Genomic DNA, 18,099 nt, shown 5'->3' on the forward strand with positions numbered 1-18,099 from the left:
CGTTGAGGAGGCGCATATTACGCTCCTCACTTCGAAAGTCAAGCGATTGTTTTCGCTTTTCTTTCGGCGCCCACTTCGTTAGGAAGCTGGCTCATCAGTTTGGCGTGTTCCGCCGTGCTGGTAGGGGCGCATTATAGGGAGCCGCGCCGGGATGACAAGGGCTTTTTCAGCAAAAAAGTTCGTTCGCTCAGATATCAAGCAACCACCTCTTTTTTTGCTCGAAATGACATCAATTCTGACTATTGCCGGATTTAAATTGAACATTTGAAAAGCCAATTTTATAATTACCATCTCAAATGTTTAATTGGAATGCCCTCATGCATCAAATCCTCGATAGCTATAAGGAAGAGCAAATCGTCCCGCTGTTCCGCTTGGGATTCCGACCCTTCTTCTTGTTCGGGGCTCTGTTTGCTGCCGTCGCCATGTTGCTCTGGCTGGGGCAGCTCAACGGTTGGCTTACCTTGCCCGGGATTGCCAACCCGATCTGGTGGCATGGTCATGAGATGCTGTTTGGTTTCGGGGCCGCCATCGTCGCGGGTTTTCTGCTCACCGCGGTGCAGAATTGGACGGCCCATCCCGGTGTTCGAAGCTGGCCATTGGCAATGGTGGTGGGGTTGTGGATGTTGCCAAGGACCTTTTTACCCTGGCTGGGTGAAGAGAATACGCTCCTGATGGCGGCAGACCTGCTCTGGTTGCCGCTTTGCGCCTGGTTCCTTGCCAAGCCTATCTTGATAACCCGGCAATGGCGCAACCTCTTCTTCGTGCCCCTGTTGCTGATACTGACCTTGCTCAATGGTGCCAGCTGGTTATGGCAGGCCGATTGGACCACCGTTGAGCACCTATTGATCACCACTGTGCTGTTGTTTACCACCCTGATCGCCGTGATGGGTGGAAGGGTGATTCCGTTCTTTACCGCCCGGGCAACCGGTCAGGAGAAACCCGCACCTCTACTCTGGCTGGAACGGACTGCGCTCGCGACACTGTGGCTTATCTTGCTCTGCTGGCTGCTGCTCCCCACCCAATGGGTCACCAGCATATATATAGTGCCTCTCTATATAGTGGCGACGAGTTTGCATCTGTGGCGGCAACTGCGTTGGCATCTGCCATCGACCCTTGCGCATCCCCTGCTGTGGTCACTCCATCTCGCCTATCTGTTTATCCCTCTTGGCATGCTCGCCCTTGCGGCACATAGTGCGGGTCTGCCCATCACGTTGTCGATGGCCAGTCACCTGCTCAGCGCAGGCTGTATGGGGACCATGATCCTGGGCATAATTGCGCGAGTCTCCCTCGGCCATAGCGGTCGGGCCTTGCAGGTAGGACGCAGGATCACTTGCGCATTCGCCCTGGTTATCGCTGCCGCTACAATGCGGGTGGCGATTCCGCTGCTCTGGCCTGCTTATACCCTGCATGGCTGGAACCTCAGCGCGCTTGCCTGGATCGCGGCCTATGGTCTGTTTGTCTGGGTCTATACCCCGATACTGATCCGCCCCAGAGCAGATGGTCGACCGGGTTGATGACTGCAGAACATGTTCAGGGTGTTGCCACCGGATAGTGGATGAGGTTGTGGAAAATCGCCGGGGCTATGCCCAGATTGCGATAACCGTGGGGACGGTCGGCAGCAAAACGCACCGCCTCCCCTTGCTCAAATGAGCGCCACTCCCCTTCCACCAGCACCTCCATCATGCCGCTGATGACGATGACATGCTCGGTCACTCCCGGCTCATGGGGCTCGGATTCACGCTGGTAACCCGGCAACAGGGTCAGCTCAAGCAACTCGAAACCAAACCGGTTTTCATAAGGGAAGAGCGGTGCCACTTGCATGCCCTCTCCCGCTGGTTGCTGGCGAATAGCATCGGCGGTGCGATAGAGCACCTCTGCCTGCGCGGCGGGTATGGGCTCAATGAAACTGGAAAATGAGACTCGAAAACCGGTGGCTATCTTCCACAGCGTCGCCACTGTCGGACTGGACTCTCCCCGCTCAATCTGCCCCAGCATCGCCTTGCTGACACCCGTTTCGCGCGCGGCGGCATCCAGGCTCCAGCCGCGCTCGCTGCGCAGCCCCTTCAGTCGAACAGCCAGATGCTGACTCATCTCTTGCATAACTGCCTCTTTATTACTCTTGCACGATGCACCTTGTGCGCTATAGCGCACGGCGATATAGTCAAGCTGTATTGTACGTAATAACGCACAGCGCGTCACAACGCCAAGAGGAAGAGTCATGCCCTTCGCCCTCCCCCATCTGGTCGCAGGCTTTATCGCCGTGATGGTCGGCTACACCAGCTCCGTCATCCTGATCATCCAGGCCGCCACGGCAGCGGGTGCTGATACTGCCCAAGTTGCCTCCTGGCTCTGGACGCTGGGGATCGGCATGGGGGTGAGCTGCATCGGCCTCTCTCTCTATTACCGCATACCCATACTAACCGCCTGGTCCACACCAGGCGCAGCACTGCTGATCACCACGCTGGGCAACTTCACTCTGGCGGAAGCGATCGGCGCCTTTGTGATCTCGTCCCTGCTGATCACGCTGTGTGGCATCAGCGGCTGGTTCGACCGTTTGATGAAACATATTCCGGCTCCACTGGCCGCCGCCATGCTGGCTGGCGTGCTGCTCAGATTCGGATTGGATCTATTCAAGGTCGCCCCGCAAGAGCCCTTGCTGCTTGGCACCCTGCTGCTGGCCTTCCTGCTGGGTCGCCATCTCTGGCCTCGCTATACCATGGTGCTGGTACTGGGAGTGGGGATGCTGATCTGCAGCGTGCGGGGGGATTTGCAAATGGGCACCCTTCACTGGCAACTCGCCAGCCCGGTCTGGACATGGCCAGCCTTCTCCCTTGATGCTCTGTTTGGTATCGCGCTGCCGCTGTTCATTGTCACCATGACATCGCAAAACATGCCGGGAATTGCCATCTTGCGGACCCACGGCTATCAGCCTTCCACCTCCTCGCTGATCAGCTGGACCGGCCTGACTGGCCTGCTGCTCGCCCCTTTTGGCGGCTATGCCTTCAATCTGGCCGCCATCACTGCCGCCATCTGCATGTGCAAAGAGGTCGACCCGGATACCAAGCGCCGCTGGCCTGCTGCGGTTTGGGCGGGTTGCTTTTATCTTGTGACCGGCTGCTTCGGTGCAACCGTCGCGGCCCTGTTTAGCGCCTTTCCGGCAGCTCTTGTCACCTGCGTCGCTGGTTTGGCCCTGCTAAGCACCATCGGCAGCAGTCTGCACTCGGCCTTGCAAGAGGATGAAGCGCGAGAAGCTGCGCTGCTCACCTTTATCATTACCGCGTCCGGGATCAGCCTGCTCGGCATCGCGGCAGCCTGCTGGGGTCTGCTGATTGGTCTGGCTATCTATCAGTTCCAATTATATCGACAAAGGAATCAATTGAACCTCAAATCGTGAACCTCTGCACACTATCCAGATAAAATGATTCACAAGTGAAACTAATTTCCTTCTAGTGGTGCCAGGGCACCAATCTTCCCGGACATGGTGCCCTGTCAGGTTCCATGCAACGGAGAATAAAAATGAAAAATCAGGCTGTCTTGTTACTACTGGCCATACTGGGTGCTACGAGCGTCCAGGCTGCCGATACGGATCGAGAGCTGGCTCGCCAGCTCGCACTTCAGCAGAAAAACCTGCTGCCCCTGCTGAGCAATCAGCAATACCAGAGCCCGCTTCCCAACCTGCTGCAGAAGGCCAGCCCGCGCCTTAAGCGGCAGGCGACCGATGCCAACCAGGCGGCCATCAGCCGACAAGGACTGGATGGCGAGGTCAAGCAACTGATGCAGTTGCGGCTGGCCAACACCGATCAGGCCGCCGCACTGCAACAGGGGGTCGAACCGCTGGTCGCCTATGTTCCAAGTGGGGATGAGAAGAGCTGGAGCGCCATTGAAGCGTTCGACAGCGCTGGCAATCCCGTCTATCTGGATGTGGACAAGGCACCGGCCCGGCCGGTTCTGGTAGTCGAAGCCGATCCCGTCAAAGCCAAGAACGCAGGCTTGAAGGTGATGCGCAAGGCGCTGGCCGATGCGGATCTGCAAAGCGCTCCGCGAGTGGCGGCCAGCACGGCGCCACTCAAGACCAGTATCCTGAAAAAGATCAGACTGAAGGATGATCAGGAGCCTTGGCTGCTCGGCGCGGCCGAAGTGTATGCGGTGGTCGCAGGGGTCAATCCCAGTCGGGATGAGCCAGTGGTCGATATTGTCGACATGCCCTACCTCGACTATGACAACACAGACTACACCCCCAACCAGATCCTGGTTTACTGGGATCGCTATCGCTGGGGTGCCGTCGATGTGGTGATGATGGAGCAGGATGACAACGTCAACTACAAGGAGCTGAGCGCCCTGCTGATTGAAGCCCTCAAACTCGGCTTTACCGCGGGTGGCGTGCCGGAAGCGCTGCCCTTCCTCGATCTCGGCGGTCGCATCGTCAAGGCGCTGCCCGACTCCTGGATGACCAACAACGACGACTATCTGGATACCTTCTACACACTGGAGCAGGATCAGGTCTATCGCCAGTATCCGGGGGCTGCCGGTAATGCGGTCATCGATCTTGAGCCAAAAGAGATCGCCCCGACCAGACCTTGATAATCGGCCATAACGAAAAAGCCAATGAGCAACTCATTGGCTTTTTGCTTTTATCGCGGTGACCACCGGTCAACCCTTGGGACGAACCCCCAGAGTATGGCAGATGGCATAAGTCAGCTCGGAGCGGTTCAGGGTATAGAAGTGGAAATCCTTCACCCCTTCCTGACTCAGCACGCGCACCTGATCGATGGCGATGCTCGCCCCCACCAGATTGCGAGTCATCTGATCGTTATCCAGCCCCTCGAAACGCTGATGCATCCAACGCGGGATCTTCACGTTGGTAAAACCGGCAAACTTGGCCAGGGTCTGATAGTTGGAGACCGGCAGGATCCCCGGCACGATTTCGGCATCAATACCGATGGCGGCGCAGCGATCCCGAAAGCGCAAATACGTTTCCACATCGAAGAAGAACTGGGTGATAGCACGGTTGGCGCCGGCATCGATCTTGCGCTTGAGGTTGAGCAGGTCGGATTGCACACTCTTGGCCTCCGGGTGCCCTTCCGGATAGGCGGCAACCGAGATATCGAAGTCGGCCTCTGACTTGAGCAGAGCAACCAGATCGGTGGCATACATATCCGGCTTCTCCAGCCCCTGCGGCAAGTCACCGCGCAGAGCCACAATATGGCGAATGCCGCTGTTCCAGTAGTCGCGGGCGATGGTGCGCAATTCGTCGCGGCTGGCATCGATACAGGTCAGGTGAGGCGCCGCAATCAGGCCTGTCCGTTCCTTGATGTCCTTGATCACCTTGTGGGTGCGATCACGGGTGCCGGAGTTGGCACCATAGGTGACGGAGACGAACTTGGGTTCCAGCACTTTCAGCCGTTCGATGGACTGCCAGAGGGTATTCTCCATCCCTTCGCTGTTGGGCGGAAAAAACTCGAAACTGACCGATATATCGCCATTCAAATCTGCCAAGCTCTGGTTGAGCGCCTCAACCTGACGTGCACTGTGAAATCCCATCTGATCTTCTCCCTGTCCTGCAATCCATCTGCCTACGTCAAAACGGATGTTTGGACGTCTAAACGTCTTTATATTTATGAGTAAAACGACACAAAGTCAACAGGGATTTACCTCACATCCGATCTGACGAACTTCATATTTACAAAATTAACGGTACGTAACCGAAAAGTGCCCATCCCAAAATTGCCCCAGTCGAGTTATGATGGGGGCAGATCGTCCTGGACGTTCTGAATCTGCGTGTGATTGTTTGGCCGGAGGTTTCTCCGGCCCCTTTTCATCTATTTCCCACTCCTGCCGATAACAGAATGAGTCTTTGCAGGAGCACCATCATGGATACCCACCCCGGCTTTGCCACCGACTTGCTGTTCGATCGCTATCAGGGCGAGGTTGTTCAGCACGATCAGTTCTGGGCGGTTCGCACGCCGGATGCTCCCGATTACTACTTCGGCAACTACCTGCTACTCCCCAACCCACCCAGCGACCGTGACAAAGGCTGGCTGGAAGCCACATTCGATCGGCTGGTCGGCCAGGATCCTCGAGTGCGCCACCGCACCTTCCAATGGCCACTGGCGGCCGGACAAAACAGCCGGATCGCCGGTTTTGTCGCAACGGGTTACCAATATATGGAGTGCGTGGTGCTGGCACTGGATGAACAGAGTTGCCCACCTCCTCACGGCGACATGAACAAGGTTGAGGCACGTACCTTCACCACTGCTGATTGGCCTGAGTGGCTCGACTTCGAACTCCATGAACGGGATGAGGGGCACTCGGAACAGAGCTATCTCCCCTATCTTCGATCCCGTCAGGCGCTCTATCAGGCCATGATTGCCGATGGTCTCGGGGACTGGTGGGGGATCTGGCGAGAGGGGCAACTGGTCGCCAGCTGCGGTCTCTTCTTTTGCGGCACACTTGGGCGCTTCCAGTTGGTACGCACGCACCATGCGTGGCGCAACCAGGGGTTATGCCGCCAGCTGCTGAGTCAAGTGGCTCGCGCAGGATTGTCCCGCGCCAAACAGCTCATCATAGTGGCTGACGAGCACTACCATGCCCAGCGCATTTACCGCTCCCTGGGGTTTGTCCCGGTTGCCCGCATCGGCAGCCTCTGCCGCTGGCCCCACGAAGCACAATAAAGCGATACATGCTGGCCACGAGCCATAAAAAAACGGGAGGCTGATGCCTCCCGTTTTTATTGATGCCGATGGCCTATTGCTGTGGCTGCTGTGGCGCTTCCAACTCGTTGGAGAGCGCCTGCTCCACCTCATCCGACGGCGCCGGTAATGGCGCAGCGGCCGCTGATGCGGGTTCTGCGGGAGTCACAGCAGGTGACACAACGGCTGATGTTTCACTGGTCGCGGGAGCTGCGGACAGCTCAGTCTTCGGCGCAGAAACAGGAGCAGGGGCAACCGCATCACACTGACAATCCGCGCTCTTGGCCTTGTTGCCCTGATGGGGGGCATACCAGCCCTTCAAGCCACCTTCCAGTCGATCTGCGGCAGCTTTGGGCTCCATCTTGCCAAGCAGCACCGCCTGACTCACCTCGGCCAGCTCATCCCCCAACTTGGGCGTACCACGGGAGAGGATCTGGGTCGCCACCCTAATGGTCGAGTCACACTGATCGCGCCACTCCATCATCTCTTTGGCCGCCGGATTGGTGACATCGAAAAAGTGGTTGGAGAGGGAGAAGAATCCCGGCAGCGAGTTGGTATAGAGCTCGGCAAATTGCGGCGTCGTCAGCCACTGCAGGAAAACCATCGCCCCCTCTTTATTCTTGCTGGCCGGATTCATCCCCATACCGATATCGGTGTGGTCGGTAAAGAAACAGCCATCACCCTGTTTGGCCACCGGCGGACGCATGACGCCAAAATCGACCTTTCCGGTGAAGGGGGCAATCTCCCAGGAGCCCGCCACGTAGAAGGCTGCCTTGCCCGAAGTGAACAGCTCGTTGCTGGTCGCATAATCACGGCTCTCGCCACCCTCACCGAGGTAGGAACGCCAACGAGCCAGCTCGTCGAACACCTTCACATATTGCGGGTTGTCCAACCGCTCCTGCCCGCCAATCAGTGCCAGACGGCCGTCCTCTCCCTTCCAGTAGTTGGGGCCAATGTTCTGGAACCCCAGTTCGGAGGCAACCCAGCTCTCGGAACCACTCATGGCCAGCGGCACATAGCGACCGTCCGCCTTGATCTTGTCCAGCACGGCAAAGAACTGATCGCGGGTTTGCGGCAAGGTGAGCCCCAACTCACTGAAGATCTTCTTGTTATAGAAGAAACCATGGATCACCGAGGCCATGGGTACGCAGAAGGTCTGGGCTCCGGAATCAGTCTGCCAGGGTGACTGGGCAAAACTCGGGAAGTTCTCCATCCCTGCCATTTCGGTCAGCTCGGCCAGATGGCCCGCCTTGAACAGGGCGAGCGAGTCATCAAACGGACGACAGGTAATGAGATCCCCCGCCTTACCGCCTTTCAGGCTCTCCCATAAAGTGGGCATGTAGTTGACGTTCTGCACCGGATGAAAACTCACCTTGATGCCGGGATGCGCCGCTTCAAACGCCGGGATAATCTTCTGCTCCCACAACGCCTTGTCATCGGTTCGCCAGCTTTCAATCACAAGCTCGCTGGCCATCAGCTGGCCACACAACAGGAGACTCAGGGCTCCAATCCACTTTTTAGACATAAGCCCTCCTAGACCTTGAAATGTGCAATCAATTGCTGCTGTTTGGCGACCAGGTCGGCCAGCACTTCGCTGCTGCTGGCTGATTCGCGCGCCTCCCGCTCGGTCTCGTATGCCACATCGGCAATACCGGCGATATGACGAGCGACCCCCTGACTGACGGAGATCTGCTCCTGCGCGGCATGGGCCACCTGATCAGCCATCGATTTGATGGCCCCCATCCGATCGGCAATGGATTGCAGCGCCACATCCATCTCGCGAGTCTGCTCAACACAGCTCTGGGTCTGCTCCTGGCTGCGCCCCATCACTTCAACCACATGCTTGCTGGAGCTCTGCAGGTTCTCAATCATCCCCTGGATCTCTTCGGTCGAAGTCTGGGTGCGATTGGCCAGCGCCCGCACCTCATCGGCCACCACCGCAAAACCGCGACCGGCATCACCTGCACGGGCCGCTTCGATGGCGGCGTTCAAGGCCAACAGGTTGGTCTGCTCGGCAATACTGCGGATCACATCGAGAATGCTGCCGATGTTGTTGCTGAATTCGCCCAGCTTGTAGGTGATGCCAACCGCCTCCTCCATGGCGCCAGCCAGCTGCTCGGTGATCCGGCGAGTGGTGGCCACTTTCTGGCGACCATTGCGCGCCTCTTCATCGGCCAGATCCACTTCCCGCTTGGTGCCATCGGTAGAGCGGGCCACCTCGGTGGCGCTCACTTCCAGCTCGGTAATGGCGGCGGCCACCTGATCGGTCTGGCTCTTCTGCTCCTGTACCCGGGACATGGCCCGTTCGCTGATCTCGGCGGCGCGGCTCGCTTCATCCACCAGATGACGGGAGCCCGCATTGATTTGAGAGAGCAGCTCGCCGGTCTTGCCCGCCAGCGTATCGATAGAGCGAGAGAGACTGCCAAATTCGCAACTGCTGCGGTAGTTGATGCGGCGGGTCATGTCACCGGCCGCCATGTAATCGAGCTCCTTGTTGATCATCTGCAACGGGCGCTGAATGCTGCGCGCCGTGGTATAGCCGATCACCAGTGCGGCAGCGGCAGACATAGCGGCAACCACCAGGATCCAGAAGCTGGCGCTACTGACCGCTGCATCGGCGTTGATCCGGCTATCGCTGGCGATGGCTCCGGCAGACTTGCCCATCTCATCGAGCAAATTGAGGCTGTTGATCAGACTGGCATCCAGCTGCTGATTTTGCGTGGCCAGCGACAGCGCCAGTTGCTGAGCCTGACGCATGGTTGCCAGCAAGCCCTGAGCGCCAAGTGCCAACTCCTGCATCCGATCCAGATTGGAGACAAAGCGCGCTTTCACATCATCGGGCACCAGCACCCGCTCCAGACGCTTGCGGGCCATCTCGATATCCTTGCGGAGTACCTTTTCCAGCTCGTTCAGGTCGGTTTTGGCATCGGCACGGCGAATATTCTTCAGATCGCGGGCGATACCCGAGGTAATAAGCTCAGCCTTGTTGCGCATGGAGCGCTTGCTGGCAGTCTGTTGCAACAGCAGATCCGCCGCCCACTGGTAGGTATCCTCAAGGCGGATAAATTCCATCTCCAGCTTGTGTCGCTGCTCCAGCGCACTGACCCACTGCCGATGCTGGGCCAACACCTGATCCGCCAAGCCATAAAATTGGGTGGTAGCACTCTCGACCTGCTGGAAGCGGGCACGAGCATCCGCTACGTCGGTAAATTTACCCATCTCCTGACTCAGCTGGGCGAAGCGGCTCTGCTGCTCCTTGAACTGATTTGCCAGCTGCGGCAACTGGGCAGCATCTTCACTGGTGCGGTAGACCAGCACCCAGCGGTTACTATCCTGCAGTGCCCCCTTGAGACCTGCGACAGCCACTACCAGCGGGGTTGCCCGGTCAGATACGGCAGAGAGGCCGTCATTTATACCCTTGATTTTAAAGGTACTGATCACACCAAGCAGGATCAGCAACAGCAGCATCAACACGAATCCGGCGATGATCCGCTGCACGATAGATAAGCCCATGGAGACATCCTCACTCATTGGGGGAAGGTAAAGTGAACATAGTCACTATCGGCAGGGGTGGCGAATAACTGAAATAAAGCGGCAGGTATTTAATTGATTTGTATCGGGTTGGGTCACAGTACAGACAAAATCAGCCAACCAAAAAAAGCCCGGCACAAGCCGGGCTGAAAGAGACGTACTTTGCTATCTTCCGCGGTCCGTTCAGAACCGCAGTCAGAATCATTAGAAGCGGTAGCCAACACCCACCATAAAGGCCATCGGGTCGATATGCGTTTTGAAGGTGCCAACACCATCAACTTTAACATCTGTATCGATATCCATGATCCAGGCTGAACCGTTTACAAACCAGCGATCTGTAACCGCCATATCGATACCGACCTGACCTGCCAGACCCCAAGAGTCGTCAAGGCTGATATTGGCACCATCAAGTGCTCCCACCCCCTTCTCATCAAAGAAGGTGGTGTAGTTCACACCCACACCAACATACGGGCGAACCTTGCTCTGGGCATCGCCAAAATAGTACTGGGCCATCAATGTTGGAGGCAGATGTTTAACCTTGGCAATCTCACCAAGATCGCGAGTACTCACTCTATGGGAGAATGGGGTTGCAGCCAGCAACTCAACACCCCAGTTGTCGGTGATCATATAACCGAGGGTCAGGCCAAGCTGTTGATTACTGTTAATCTCAAATTCACCGGTACCCAATACGTTGTCACTGCTCTCCTGAGGAGAAACGATGGCCAAACCACCACGAACCAGAATATCACCAGCCTGATGGGCCATGGCGAAAGGAGAGGTCACTGCAGCGGCAATCATCAGAGGAAGTAATTTTTTCATCACGTAATCCCTTTTTTTGTTTTCATTTGATGCTGTAAGCCCGCTGACTATATGCCCTTGTAAATGCAAAGTTATTGACTTGGAGCAAAGGTTGCACAGAAATAAATCGATTGGTGTGACATCTTTGCGCACCATCCCAATCTCGTTGAGTCCCCAGACAACAAGCCGAAATGCCTGTTTCGACAGGTTGTAACTACCCGCACTCAGTGCCAAAAGGAGCAAGCAAACCACATCTTATTGCGCGGCAGAGTGGCTATTAACTGTTGTTAATATGGGCAAATCAGCGTATTTTTTGCGCCATACAAGTTACTGGGAAGTAATGGTTTATTTATGAAAAATGAGTCGAAATGGCAAAAGGTGGGGGCTTTTCTCGCGGCCGTGTGGGGAATCGGATCCTTTCTCTTTATCCTGCTCGGTTTTATTGTCGCCCTGGCCTATCTGGTATTGGTACGGCAGGGTTAATCCGGATTGACAGAGTGCAGCAGGGTGATATGCCTCCCTTCGGCAAGCTGTTCCGGAGTCTGGCCCATGCCCTCCGCAGAGAGGGGACCAGCGTAGCCACACCACCGATTTCGCCCGCCGACTTTGGCCTGATACAGCGCCATGTCCGCTAGTTTGAAGCTATGACTCCAGAATGAATCCGGGTACTCCGGGTGCAACGGATAGCGGCAGAACCCCAGCGACACCGTCAACCAGAGTGGCGCATCCTCTCTGCCAAAGCGGTGCTGAGCGACACGCTGGCGCAGATATTCGACCCGCAACGCCAACTCTTGCTCGTCATCCACTTGTAGCAGCAACAAGAACTCCTCCCCGCCCAACCGGATGATCGGCTCGCGCTCTCCTGTCACCACCTTGCGCAGCAGATCCGCCAGCTGTTTGAGCACCAGATCCCCGATGTCATGGCCAAGGCGGTCATTGATCCGCTTGAAATGATCCAGATCCAGCAGCAATAACAGACAAGGTTTGGCCCGGTTGGCCTGCAACCAACCATCGAGATAGCGACGATTGAAACAACGGGTCAAGGGGTCGGTGAATGCAGCCATCTCCATCTGGCTGGATTTTTCCAACAAATCATCGTGTTGCTGACTGACCTTGCTGGCCATCTCCTTGAACTTGCCGCTCAGGGTCGCCATCTCGGCGCTGCTGTCGATATAGGGGATCAAGGTGGCATCTGGCCGATCGCCAAAGCGTTGCAGCGCCGACACCAGCTGCTGCAACGGGGTGAGCACAATGCTGTTGAGCCGGTACATGGCGATCATGACGCAGATAAAACTGATAAACAGCATGCCGATAAAGGTCCAGAGCGCTCCCTCCATGACGCCACTCAAGATCTTTCTCTCCTCCTCAATCACCAGAGTCAGTACCGGCTGGTTATCGCTGTTGAGCAGTCGCACCTCTCCCCTGAGCCGGGTGAGCCCAAGGTCGATCAGGCGATACGTTATTTGCGGTTTCAGTGGTTTGAAGGTAGCGGTGACATCCAGATTGGCGTGGGAAATCGCCAGAGGCAGCGCGGTACGCTCCGATACTTGCTCGAGGTAGGCCTTGTCGAGCCAACGTACAACCAGCAAGAAACCGTTGAACGGTGCCGACTCGTCACTGTTTCTGATCGGCTGCCACGAGTACATCAGCGGCCCCCACTGGGAAGCACGGATCCCGTGCAAATTGATGCCCCCGTGCGCCACCGAGCGCGCCCTTAACTGCTTTTTCAGTTCATCAAGGAAGTAGGGAAACTGGTCCGGATTGATCCCCGGCGCATCGGGTAGCAGGGTGCGCGTCCAGATTTCGTAGCCGGTGAGATCCATGAAGCTCATCAGGTTGAGACTAAAATCCCGCATCGGCATATCACTGAACAGGTTGGATTCGATGTACCCCCTGCTTTTGTTGTCCATAAAACGGTGACTGTCATCCCAGATGCCCCAATCCCGACTGAATGCATCCAGAGCGGCCACATCCGCCTGCACCGCCTTGGTAACGCGCAGCAGATGCTCCTTCATTCGCTGCTCTTCAATCCGGCTGGCAGCCGGGATCTGGGCCCACGCCAGCAGGACCAGCAATAGCAGGATCGCCCCCAGCCAGATGGGGAACATGGAGTAAGCCAACTGATGATCAATCGTGCGCGGAGCCTGAGCCATAACCCGATATATCCATTACCATGATGCTGAGATGCCAAGCCTGCCCACACTTGACGAGCTTCCCCCTATGCTCCCGATTTTTATAACAAAAAGGGGCCAAAGGCCCCTCGATTATAACGGCTTATCGCGCCAAAAGTGGCCGCAAAAAACGAGCTGTATGAGACTCTTTATTGGCGCAAATCTCCTCCGGCGTCCCCGTCACCAGAATGCGGCCACCACCGGCGCCTCCCTCCGGTCCCAAATCGACGATCCAGTCGGCAGTTTTTACCACATCAAGGTTGTGCTCAATGATGACGATGGTGTTACCGCGATCCCGCAGCTGGTGCAGCACCTTGAGCAGTTGCTGGATATCGTGGAAGTGCAGCCCGGTGGTCGGCTCATCCAGAATGTAGAGGGTCTGGCCGGTATCCCGCTTGGAGAGCTCACGCGCCAGTTTGACCCGCTGCGCCTCGCCGCCCGACAGCGTGGTGGCCGACTGGCCGAGACGGATATAGGAGAGGCCCACGTCCATCAGGGTCTGCAGCTTGCGCGCTACCGCCGGCACCGGATCGAAGAACTCGCGGGCATCTTCCACCGTCATCTCGAGGATCTCGTGGATGTTCTTGCCCTTGTACTTCACCTCCAGGGTCTCGCGGTTGTAGCGCTTGCCCTTGCAGACGTCGCACGGCACGTAGACATCCGGCAGGAAGTGCATCTCCACCTTGATGACCCCATCCCCCTGACACGCTTCGCAGCGGCCCCCCTTCACGTTGAAGGAGAAGCGGCCCGGCTGGTAGCCGCGCGAACGCGCCTCCTGGGTGCCGGAGAGCAGCTCGCGGATCGGAGTGAACAAACCGGTATAGGTGGCCGGGTTGGAGCGCGGGGTTCGACCGATGGGGCTCTGGTCGATATCCACCACCTTGTCCAGATGCTCCAGCCCTTCCACGCTGCGATAGGGCGCCGGGGTGGACTCGGTCGCCTTGTTGAGCTCCCGGTGGGCGATGCGGAACAGGGTGTCGTTGATCAGGGTCGACTTGCCGGAGCCGGAAACACCTGTAACGCAGGTCATCACTCCGATCGGCAGATCCAGGTTGACGTTGCGCAGGTTGTTGCCGCTCGCCCCCTTGAGTTTCAACCACTTGCCGGTGAGCGGCGTGCGCTCGGCCGGAATGGCGATCTGCTTGCGGCCGGAGAGGTAGTCACCGGTCAGCGATTCCGGATTGTCGATGATCTGCTGGGGGGTGCCCTGCGCAACAATCTCGCCACCGTGCACGCCAGCGCCCGGGCCGATATCCAGCACATGGTCGGCGAGGCGGATGGCATCCTCATCGTGCTCCACCACGATCACCGTGTTGCCGAGATCGCGCAGATGGGTGAGGGTCTTGAGCAACCGCTCGTTGTCGCGCTGATGCAGACCGATGGAGGGCTCGTCCAGTACGTACATCACCCCCACCAGACCGGCACCAATCTGGCTGGCCAGCCGGATCCGCTGCGCTTCACCACCGGAGAGGGTCTCTGCGCTGCGCGACAGGCTCAGGTAGTTGAGACCCACATTCACCAGGAAGCCAAGCCGCTCGATGATCTCTTTCAAGATCTTCTCGGCAATCTGGGCGCGCTGGCCGGTGAGGTTCAGCCCTTCGAAGAAGGCGAGCGCATCACCGATGGACTGCTCGGCAATGGCCGGCAGGTTGCGGTTGTCGACGAAAACGTGGCGCGCCTCCTCCCGCAGTCGGCTGCCACCGCAGCTGGTACAGGATTTGTTGGCGATGTATTTAGAGAGCTCTTCACGCACCGAGTTGGATTCGGTCTCCCGGTAGCGCCGCTCCATGTTGTGCAGGATCCCCTCGAACGGGTGCTTGCGCACCACCACATCGCCGCGATCGTTCATGTAGCGGAACTCGATCTCGGTACGTCCGGAGCCACGCAGGATCACCTCCTGGGTCTTGACCGGCAGATCCTCCCACGGCGTCTCCAGATCGAACTTGTAGTGCTCGGAGAGGGATTTCAGCATCTGGAAGTAGTAGAAGCTGCGCTTGTCCCAGCCACGGATGGCGCCGTTGGCCAGACTGATGGCCGGATCGCCGATCACCTTGGCCGGATCGAAATATTGCTGCACCCCGAGGCCGTCACAAGTCGGGCAGGCACCGGCCGGATTGTTGAAAGAGAAGATGCGCGGTTCCAGCTCCGACATGGAGTAGCCGCACTCCGGGCAGGCGAAGTTGGCGGAGAAGGTCATGGGGGCAACCCCCTCCTCCCCGTCCATTGGCACTACCAACACGATGCCGCCGGAGAGGGTCAGCGCCGTCTCGAACGACTCGGCCAAACGCAAGGCAAGGTCCTCGCGCACCTTGAAGCGATCCACCACCACCTCGATGGTGTGCTTCTTGTGCAGCTCCAGAGTCGGAGGATCGGAGAGGTCGCACACCTCGCCGTCGATACGGGCACGGATGTAGCCCTGGGCCGCCAGATTCTCCAGCAGCTTGGTGTGCTCCCCCTTGCGATCGCGCACCACCGGGGCCAGCAGCATCAGCTTGCTCCCCTCCGGTTGGGCCAGCACCTGATCCACCATCTGGCTGATGGTCTGGGCGGCGAGCGGAATGGCGTGAGTCGGGCAGCGCGGCTCACCGACCCGGGCAAACAGCAAACGCAGGTAGTCGTAGATTTCGGTGATGGTACCGACGGTCGAGCGCGGGTTGTGGGAGGTGGACTTCTGCTCGATGGAGATGGCGGGCGAGAGCCCCTCGATATGGTCGACGTCCGGCTTCTCCATCAAGGAGAGGAACTGGCGGGCATAGGCGGAGAGGGACTCCACATAGCGGCGCTGCCCCTCGGCATAGAGGGTATCGAACGCCAGAGAGGATTTGCCCGAACCGGAGAGGCCGGTGACCACGATCAGCTTGTCGCGGGGCAGGGTCAGATTGATGTTCTTGAGGTTGTGGGTGCGAGCACCCCGGACCACGATCTTTTCCATCTTGTTGCACGCTCGATACAGAAACCTGAGCGAGTCAGTATGGCATAGAGACTACTGGATGAATAGACAGTCATGAGATGAAATGCGCATCATCCGGCGCACGCCATCTGCTCTTTTTTCTCCACCAGCAGCCGCTCGTTTTGCCATATCCGGGCGGTGACCTCGACCCGATAGGGGCAGCGCAGACCCAAGCCGATATTACCCGCCTCCCTGAGTTCCCCCGCCCGCAGCGACAGAGTACGACTCTGCTGTTGCGTGCTGCGCCCGGCCGCCCCTTCGCTGCGTACCAGCAACCTGACACTCACCGTCGCGTCGCGCTTGCTGAGCAGCGTTGGTGCAAGTGACAGCCCCTGCTCGTTCTGCGCCATATTGAGGGACAAGCAGATCGACGGATCGGGCTCCCTCTCGTTTTCCCTGGCGCTTGTTGGGGACGCGACGCGATGGACCAGCATCAACCCACAGAGCAGCACCAATAAAAGAGGGGCCCGCAGGCCCCTGAATCCGGAGATGACCATCAGTTGCTACCAGCCCCTTGATAGACATAGGCATGGTTATCGCTGCCCAATACGGTCACATTGGCAGTATTTAAGCTATCGTTTTGCACCACATCAACGGTGTTGCGCCCCCCACCAACCCCAGCATTGACGTAGACATTAGCCTCGTGCTCAGCGCCGTTCTGGGTCACGGTGAGTTTGTTCTTGCTACCCAAGTAGGACTCAACCTTGGCATTGTTCAGCTCACCATCCTGGCTCACTTTGACCACAGACTCAGAGTGAGACGCATCGGCATAGGCCCAGTTGTCAGTGCCTTTCTGAGCAACGACCAGCTCGTTGTCCGAGCCCCAGGTCCAGGCTCCTTTACCCTCCACGCCACGCGCGGCGGCAACCTGGTTGCCAGTGCCGTTCTGGTCAATATCGACCTTGTTGCGACTACCCTCCTCTTGCACTGCATTGGCATAGTTGTCATTGCCTACCTGATCAATGGTGACCACACCATCGGTACTGCTGGCTAACTGGTTGACCACAGCCTTGTTGTCATCACCGGTCTGGTTGATCAAGGCATCATTGCCAGTACCTTGCTGGTCGGTCTCAATCCGGTTGCGATTACCATCCTGTGTCAGGTCAGCAAGCTCCCCGGTTCCAGACTGTTTGGCCAGCAGGTGGTTGCCCTCCCCGGCATCAGATCCTTTTTGCAGGGTCACCACCTTACCGCCGGTTCCACTTTGCTCAACAGTCGCTACGTTGGCACTATCGTATTGAGTGACATCTGCATTGTTCAAAGAACCACTCTGAGTCACCACTGCAGATGTTCCTTCCGCCGGTGCATAGTCATAGTTACCGGTTGCCTGCAGCACCTTGGTGATATTGCTCTCTCCACGTTGTACCACTTCGGCGTTGGCTCCATCAGCCGCTGTCTGGGTCACGTCAGCCTGGTGAGCCCCACCTTCTAGCTGCTGTACACTCGCCCGAGCGAAATCGGATATCTGGTTGTCAATGACAGCCCGATTATCATCCGAGATTTGAGTGATCCTGGAGTCAGCTAAGTCACCATTATCTTGCTTGATCTTGGCGTCGTTGCGATCCCCATCCTGCACAACCCCGGCAACCGCACCGCCATTCTCAAATTGCTGAATCACATCAGCAAAGTTGTCGTTCCCCTTTGTATCGATGGAGGCTTTGGAGAGGTTAGTGTCACCTTGTTGCAAGATGTAACCCTCGTTACTGTCACCTACCTGCCGAGTATCGGCATCTGACTGGCCGGTATTCTTTTGCGTGGTAACAGCTGTGTTGTTGTTACCAGCTTGATCGATGCTCGCCTTGTTATCGACGCTTCCCACTACCTGGTTAATGGTGGCGTTATTGCCGCTCAGGGCCTGGTTCACCGTAGCCTGGTTACCAGTAGATGCCGCCCAAGCGGTGCTGGTCGCCAGAAGAACTGCCGAGGCAATGATGGTACGTTTAAACATGATTTCCCTCTC

13 protein-coding genes are annotated in these 18,099 nt (G+C 57.6%); 4 read left to right on the forward strand and 9 right to left on the reverse strand.

Annotated features, from left to right (window positions below; translation table 11 throughout):
- Positions 1-317: 317 nt before the first annotated feature.
- A complete protein-coding gene (locus OKC43_RS20165; RefSeq protein ID WP_270660595.1) occupies positions 318-1,514 on the forward strand; it encodes an NnrS family protein in 1,197 nt (398 codons plus the stop codon).
- A gap of 16 nt (positions 1,515-1,530) precedes the next feature.
- Here OKC43_RS20165 and OKC43_RS20170 read toward each other — a convergent pair whose 3' ends face one another.
- Positions 1,531-2,100: a helix-turn-helix domain-containing protein gene (locus OKC43_RS20170; RefSeq protein WP_064341423.1), complete on the reverse strand. Its 570-nt coding sequence runs from the start codon at positions 2,098-2,100 to the stop codon at positions 1,531-1,533.
- A gap of 118 nt (positions 2,101-2,218) precedes the next feature.
- Here OKC43_RS20170 and OKC43_RS20175 point away from each other — a divergent pair, with 118 nt between their 5' ends.
- A complete protein-coding gene (locus OKC43_RS20175; protein WP_236272773.1) occupies positions 2,219-3,394 on the forward strand; it encodes a benzoate/H(+) symporter BenE family transporter in 1,176 nt (391 codons plus the stop codon).
- 122 nt (positions 3,395-3,516) lie between these two features.
- Positions 3,517-4,581, forward strand: coding sequence for a DUF3103 family protein (locus tag OKC43_RS20180; protein WP_108541792.1), 1,065 nt, complete (start codon positions 3,517-3,519; stop codon positions 4,579-4,581).
- A gap of 69 nt (positions 4,582-4,650) precedes the next feature.
- Here OKC43_RS20180 and metF read toward each other — a convergent pair whose 3' ends face one another.
- Positions 4,651-5,541, reverse strand: coding sequence for a methylenetetrahydrofolate reductase (gene metF, locus OKC43_RS20185; protein ID WP_236272772.1), 891 nt, complete (start codon positions 5,539-5,541; stop codon positions 4,651-4,653).
- A 329-nt stretch (positions 5,542-5,870) separates the two neighbouring features.
- Between metF and OKC43_RS20190 the strand changes: the two genes are divergently transcribed.
- Positions 5,871-6,671: a GNAT family N-acetyltransferase gene (locus OKC43_RS20190; RefSeq protein WP_236272771.1), complete on the forward strand. Its 801-nt coding sequence runs from the start codon at positions 5,871-5,873 to the stop codon at positions 6,669-6,671.
- Between the two features lie 73 nt (positions 6,672-6,744).
- Here the strand turns inward: OKC43_RS20190 and OKC43_RS20195 are convergent, their stop codons facing one another.
- The 7 genes from OKC43_RS20195 to OKC43_RS20225 form a co-directional block, all read right to left on the reverse strand.
- Positions 6,745-8,214, reverse strand: a complete 1,470-nt coding sequence (locus OKC43_RS20195; protein WP_236272770.1) for an ABC transporter substrate-binding protein — start codon at positions 8,212-8,214, stop codon at positions 6,745-6,747.
- An 8-nt stretch (positions 8,215-8,222) separates the two neighbouring features.
- Positions 8,223-10,202: a HAMP domain-containing methyl-accepting chemotaxis protein gene (locus OKC43_RS20200; protein WP_236272769.1), complete on the reverse strand. Its 1,980-nt coding sequence runs from the start codon at positions 10,200-10,202 to the stop codon at positions 8,223-8,225.
- A 222-nt stretch (positions 10,203-10,424) separates the two neighbouring features.
- Positions 10,425-11,039: an outer membrane protein OmpW gene (ompW, locus tag OKC43_RS20205; RefSeq protein WP_005354990.1), complete on the reverse strand. Its 615-nt coding sequence runs from the start codon at positions 11,037-11,039 to the stop codon at positions 10,425-10,427.
- Positions 11,040-11,497: 458 nt separating this feature from the next.
- On the reverse strand, positions 11,498-13,171 hold the full coding sequence (locus OKC43_RS20210) for a diguanylate cyclase (RefSeq protein WP_270660599.1): 1,674 nt from the start codon (positions 13,169-13,171) through the stop codon (positions 11,498-11,500).
- A 121-nt stretch (positions 13,172-13,292) separates the two neighbouring features.
- Positions 13,293-16,121, reverse strand: coding sequence for an excinuclease ABC subunit UvrA (uvrA, locus tag OKC43_RS20215; protein ID WP_236272767.1), 2,829 nt, complete (start codon positions 16,119-16,121; stop codon positions 13,293-13,295).
- Positions 16,122-16,210: 89 nt separating this feature from the next.
- Positions 16,211-16,489, reverse strand: coding sequence for a curli-like amyloid fiber formation chaperone CsgH (csgH, locus tag OKC43_RS20220; protein WP_236272766.1), 279 nt, complete (start codon positions 16,487-16,489; stop codon positions 16,211-16,213).
- A gap of 146 nt (positions 16,490-16,635) precedes the next feature.
- Positions 16,636-18,087 (reverse strand): curlin, encoded by a 1,452-nt coding sequence (locus tag OKC43_RS20225; protein WP_042080926.1) that lies wholly within the window; start codon positions 18,085-18,087, stop codon positions 16,636-16,638.
- Positions 18,088-18,099: the final 12 nt, after the last annotated feature.

It is taken from the genome of Aeromonas sp. Y289-2, from assembly GCF_027705925.1.
Taxonomy (GTDB): Bacteria; Pseudomonadota; Gammaproteobacteria; order Enterobacterales; family Aeromonadaceae; genus Aeromonas; species Aeromonas veronii.

Excerpts from the sequence above, each read along its gene's own strand:
- OKC43_RS20165 (WP_270660595.1), top strand. The coding sequence starts at position 318 with ATGCATCAAATCCTCGATAGCTATAAGGAAGAGCAAATCGTCCCGCTG.
- OKC43_RS20170 (WP_064341423.1), bottom strand. The coding sequence starts at position 2,100 with ATGCAAGAGATGAGTCAGCATCTGGCTGTTCGACTGAAGGGGCTGCGC.
- OKC43_RS20175 (WP_236272773.1), top strand. The coding sequence starts at position 2,219 with ATGCCCTTCGCCCTCCCCCATCTGGTCGCAGGCTTTATCGCCGTGATG.
- OKC43_RS20180 (WP_108541792.1), top strand. The coding sequence starts at position 3,517 with ATGAAAAATCAGGCTGTCTTGTTACTACTGGCCATACTGGGTGCTACG.
- metF (WP_236272772.1), bottom strand. The coding sequence starts at position 5,541 with ATGGGATTTCACAGTGCACGTCAGGTTGAGGCGCTCAACCAGAGCTTG.
- OKC43_RS20190 (WP_236272771.1), top strand. The coding sequence starts at position 5,871 with ATGGATACCCACCCCGGCTTTGCCACCGACTTGCTGTTCGATCGCTAT.
- OKC43_RS20195 (WP_236272770.1), bottom strand. The coding sequence starts at position 8,214 with ATGTCTAAAAAGTGGATTGGAGCCCTGAGTCTCCTGTTGTGTGGCCAG.
- OKC43_RS20200 (WP_236272769.1), bottom strand. The coding sequence starts at position 10,202 with ATGGGCTTATCTATCGTGCAGCGGATCATCGCCGGATTCGTGTTGATG.
- ompW (WP_005354990.1), bottom strand. The coding sequence starts at position 11,039 with ATGAAAAAATTACTTCCTCTGATGATTGCCGCTGCAGTGACCTCTCCT.
- OKC43_RS20210 (WP_270660599.1), bottom strand. The coding sequence starts at position 13,171 with ATGGCTCAGGCTCCGCGCACGATTGATCATCAGTTGGCTTACTCCATG.
- uvrA (WP_236272767.1), bottom strand. The coding sequence starts at position 16,121 with ATGGAAAAGATCGTGGTCCGGGGTGCTCGCACCCACAACCTCAAGAAC.
- csgH (WP_236272766.1), bottom strand. The coding sequence starts at position 16,489 with ATGGCGCAGAACGAGCAGGGGCTGTCACTTGCACCAACGCTGCTCAGC.
- OKC43_RS20225 (WP_042080926.1), bottom strand. The coding sequence starts at position 18,087 with ATGTTTAAACGTACCATCATTGCCTCGGCAGTTCTTCTGGCGACCAGC.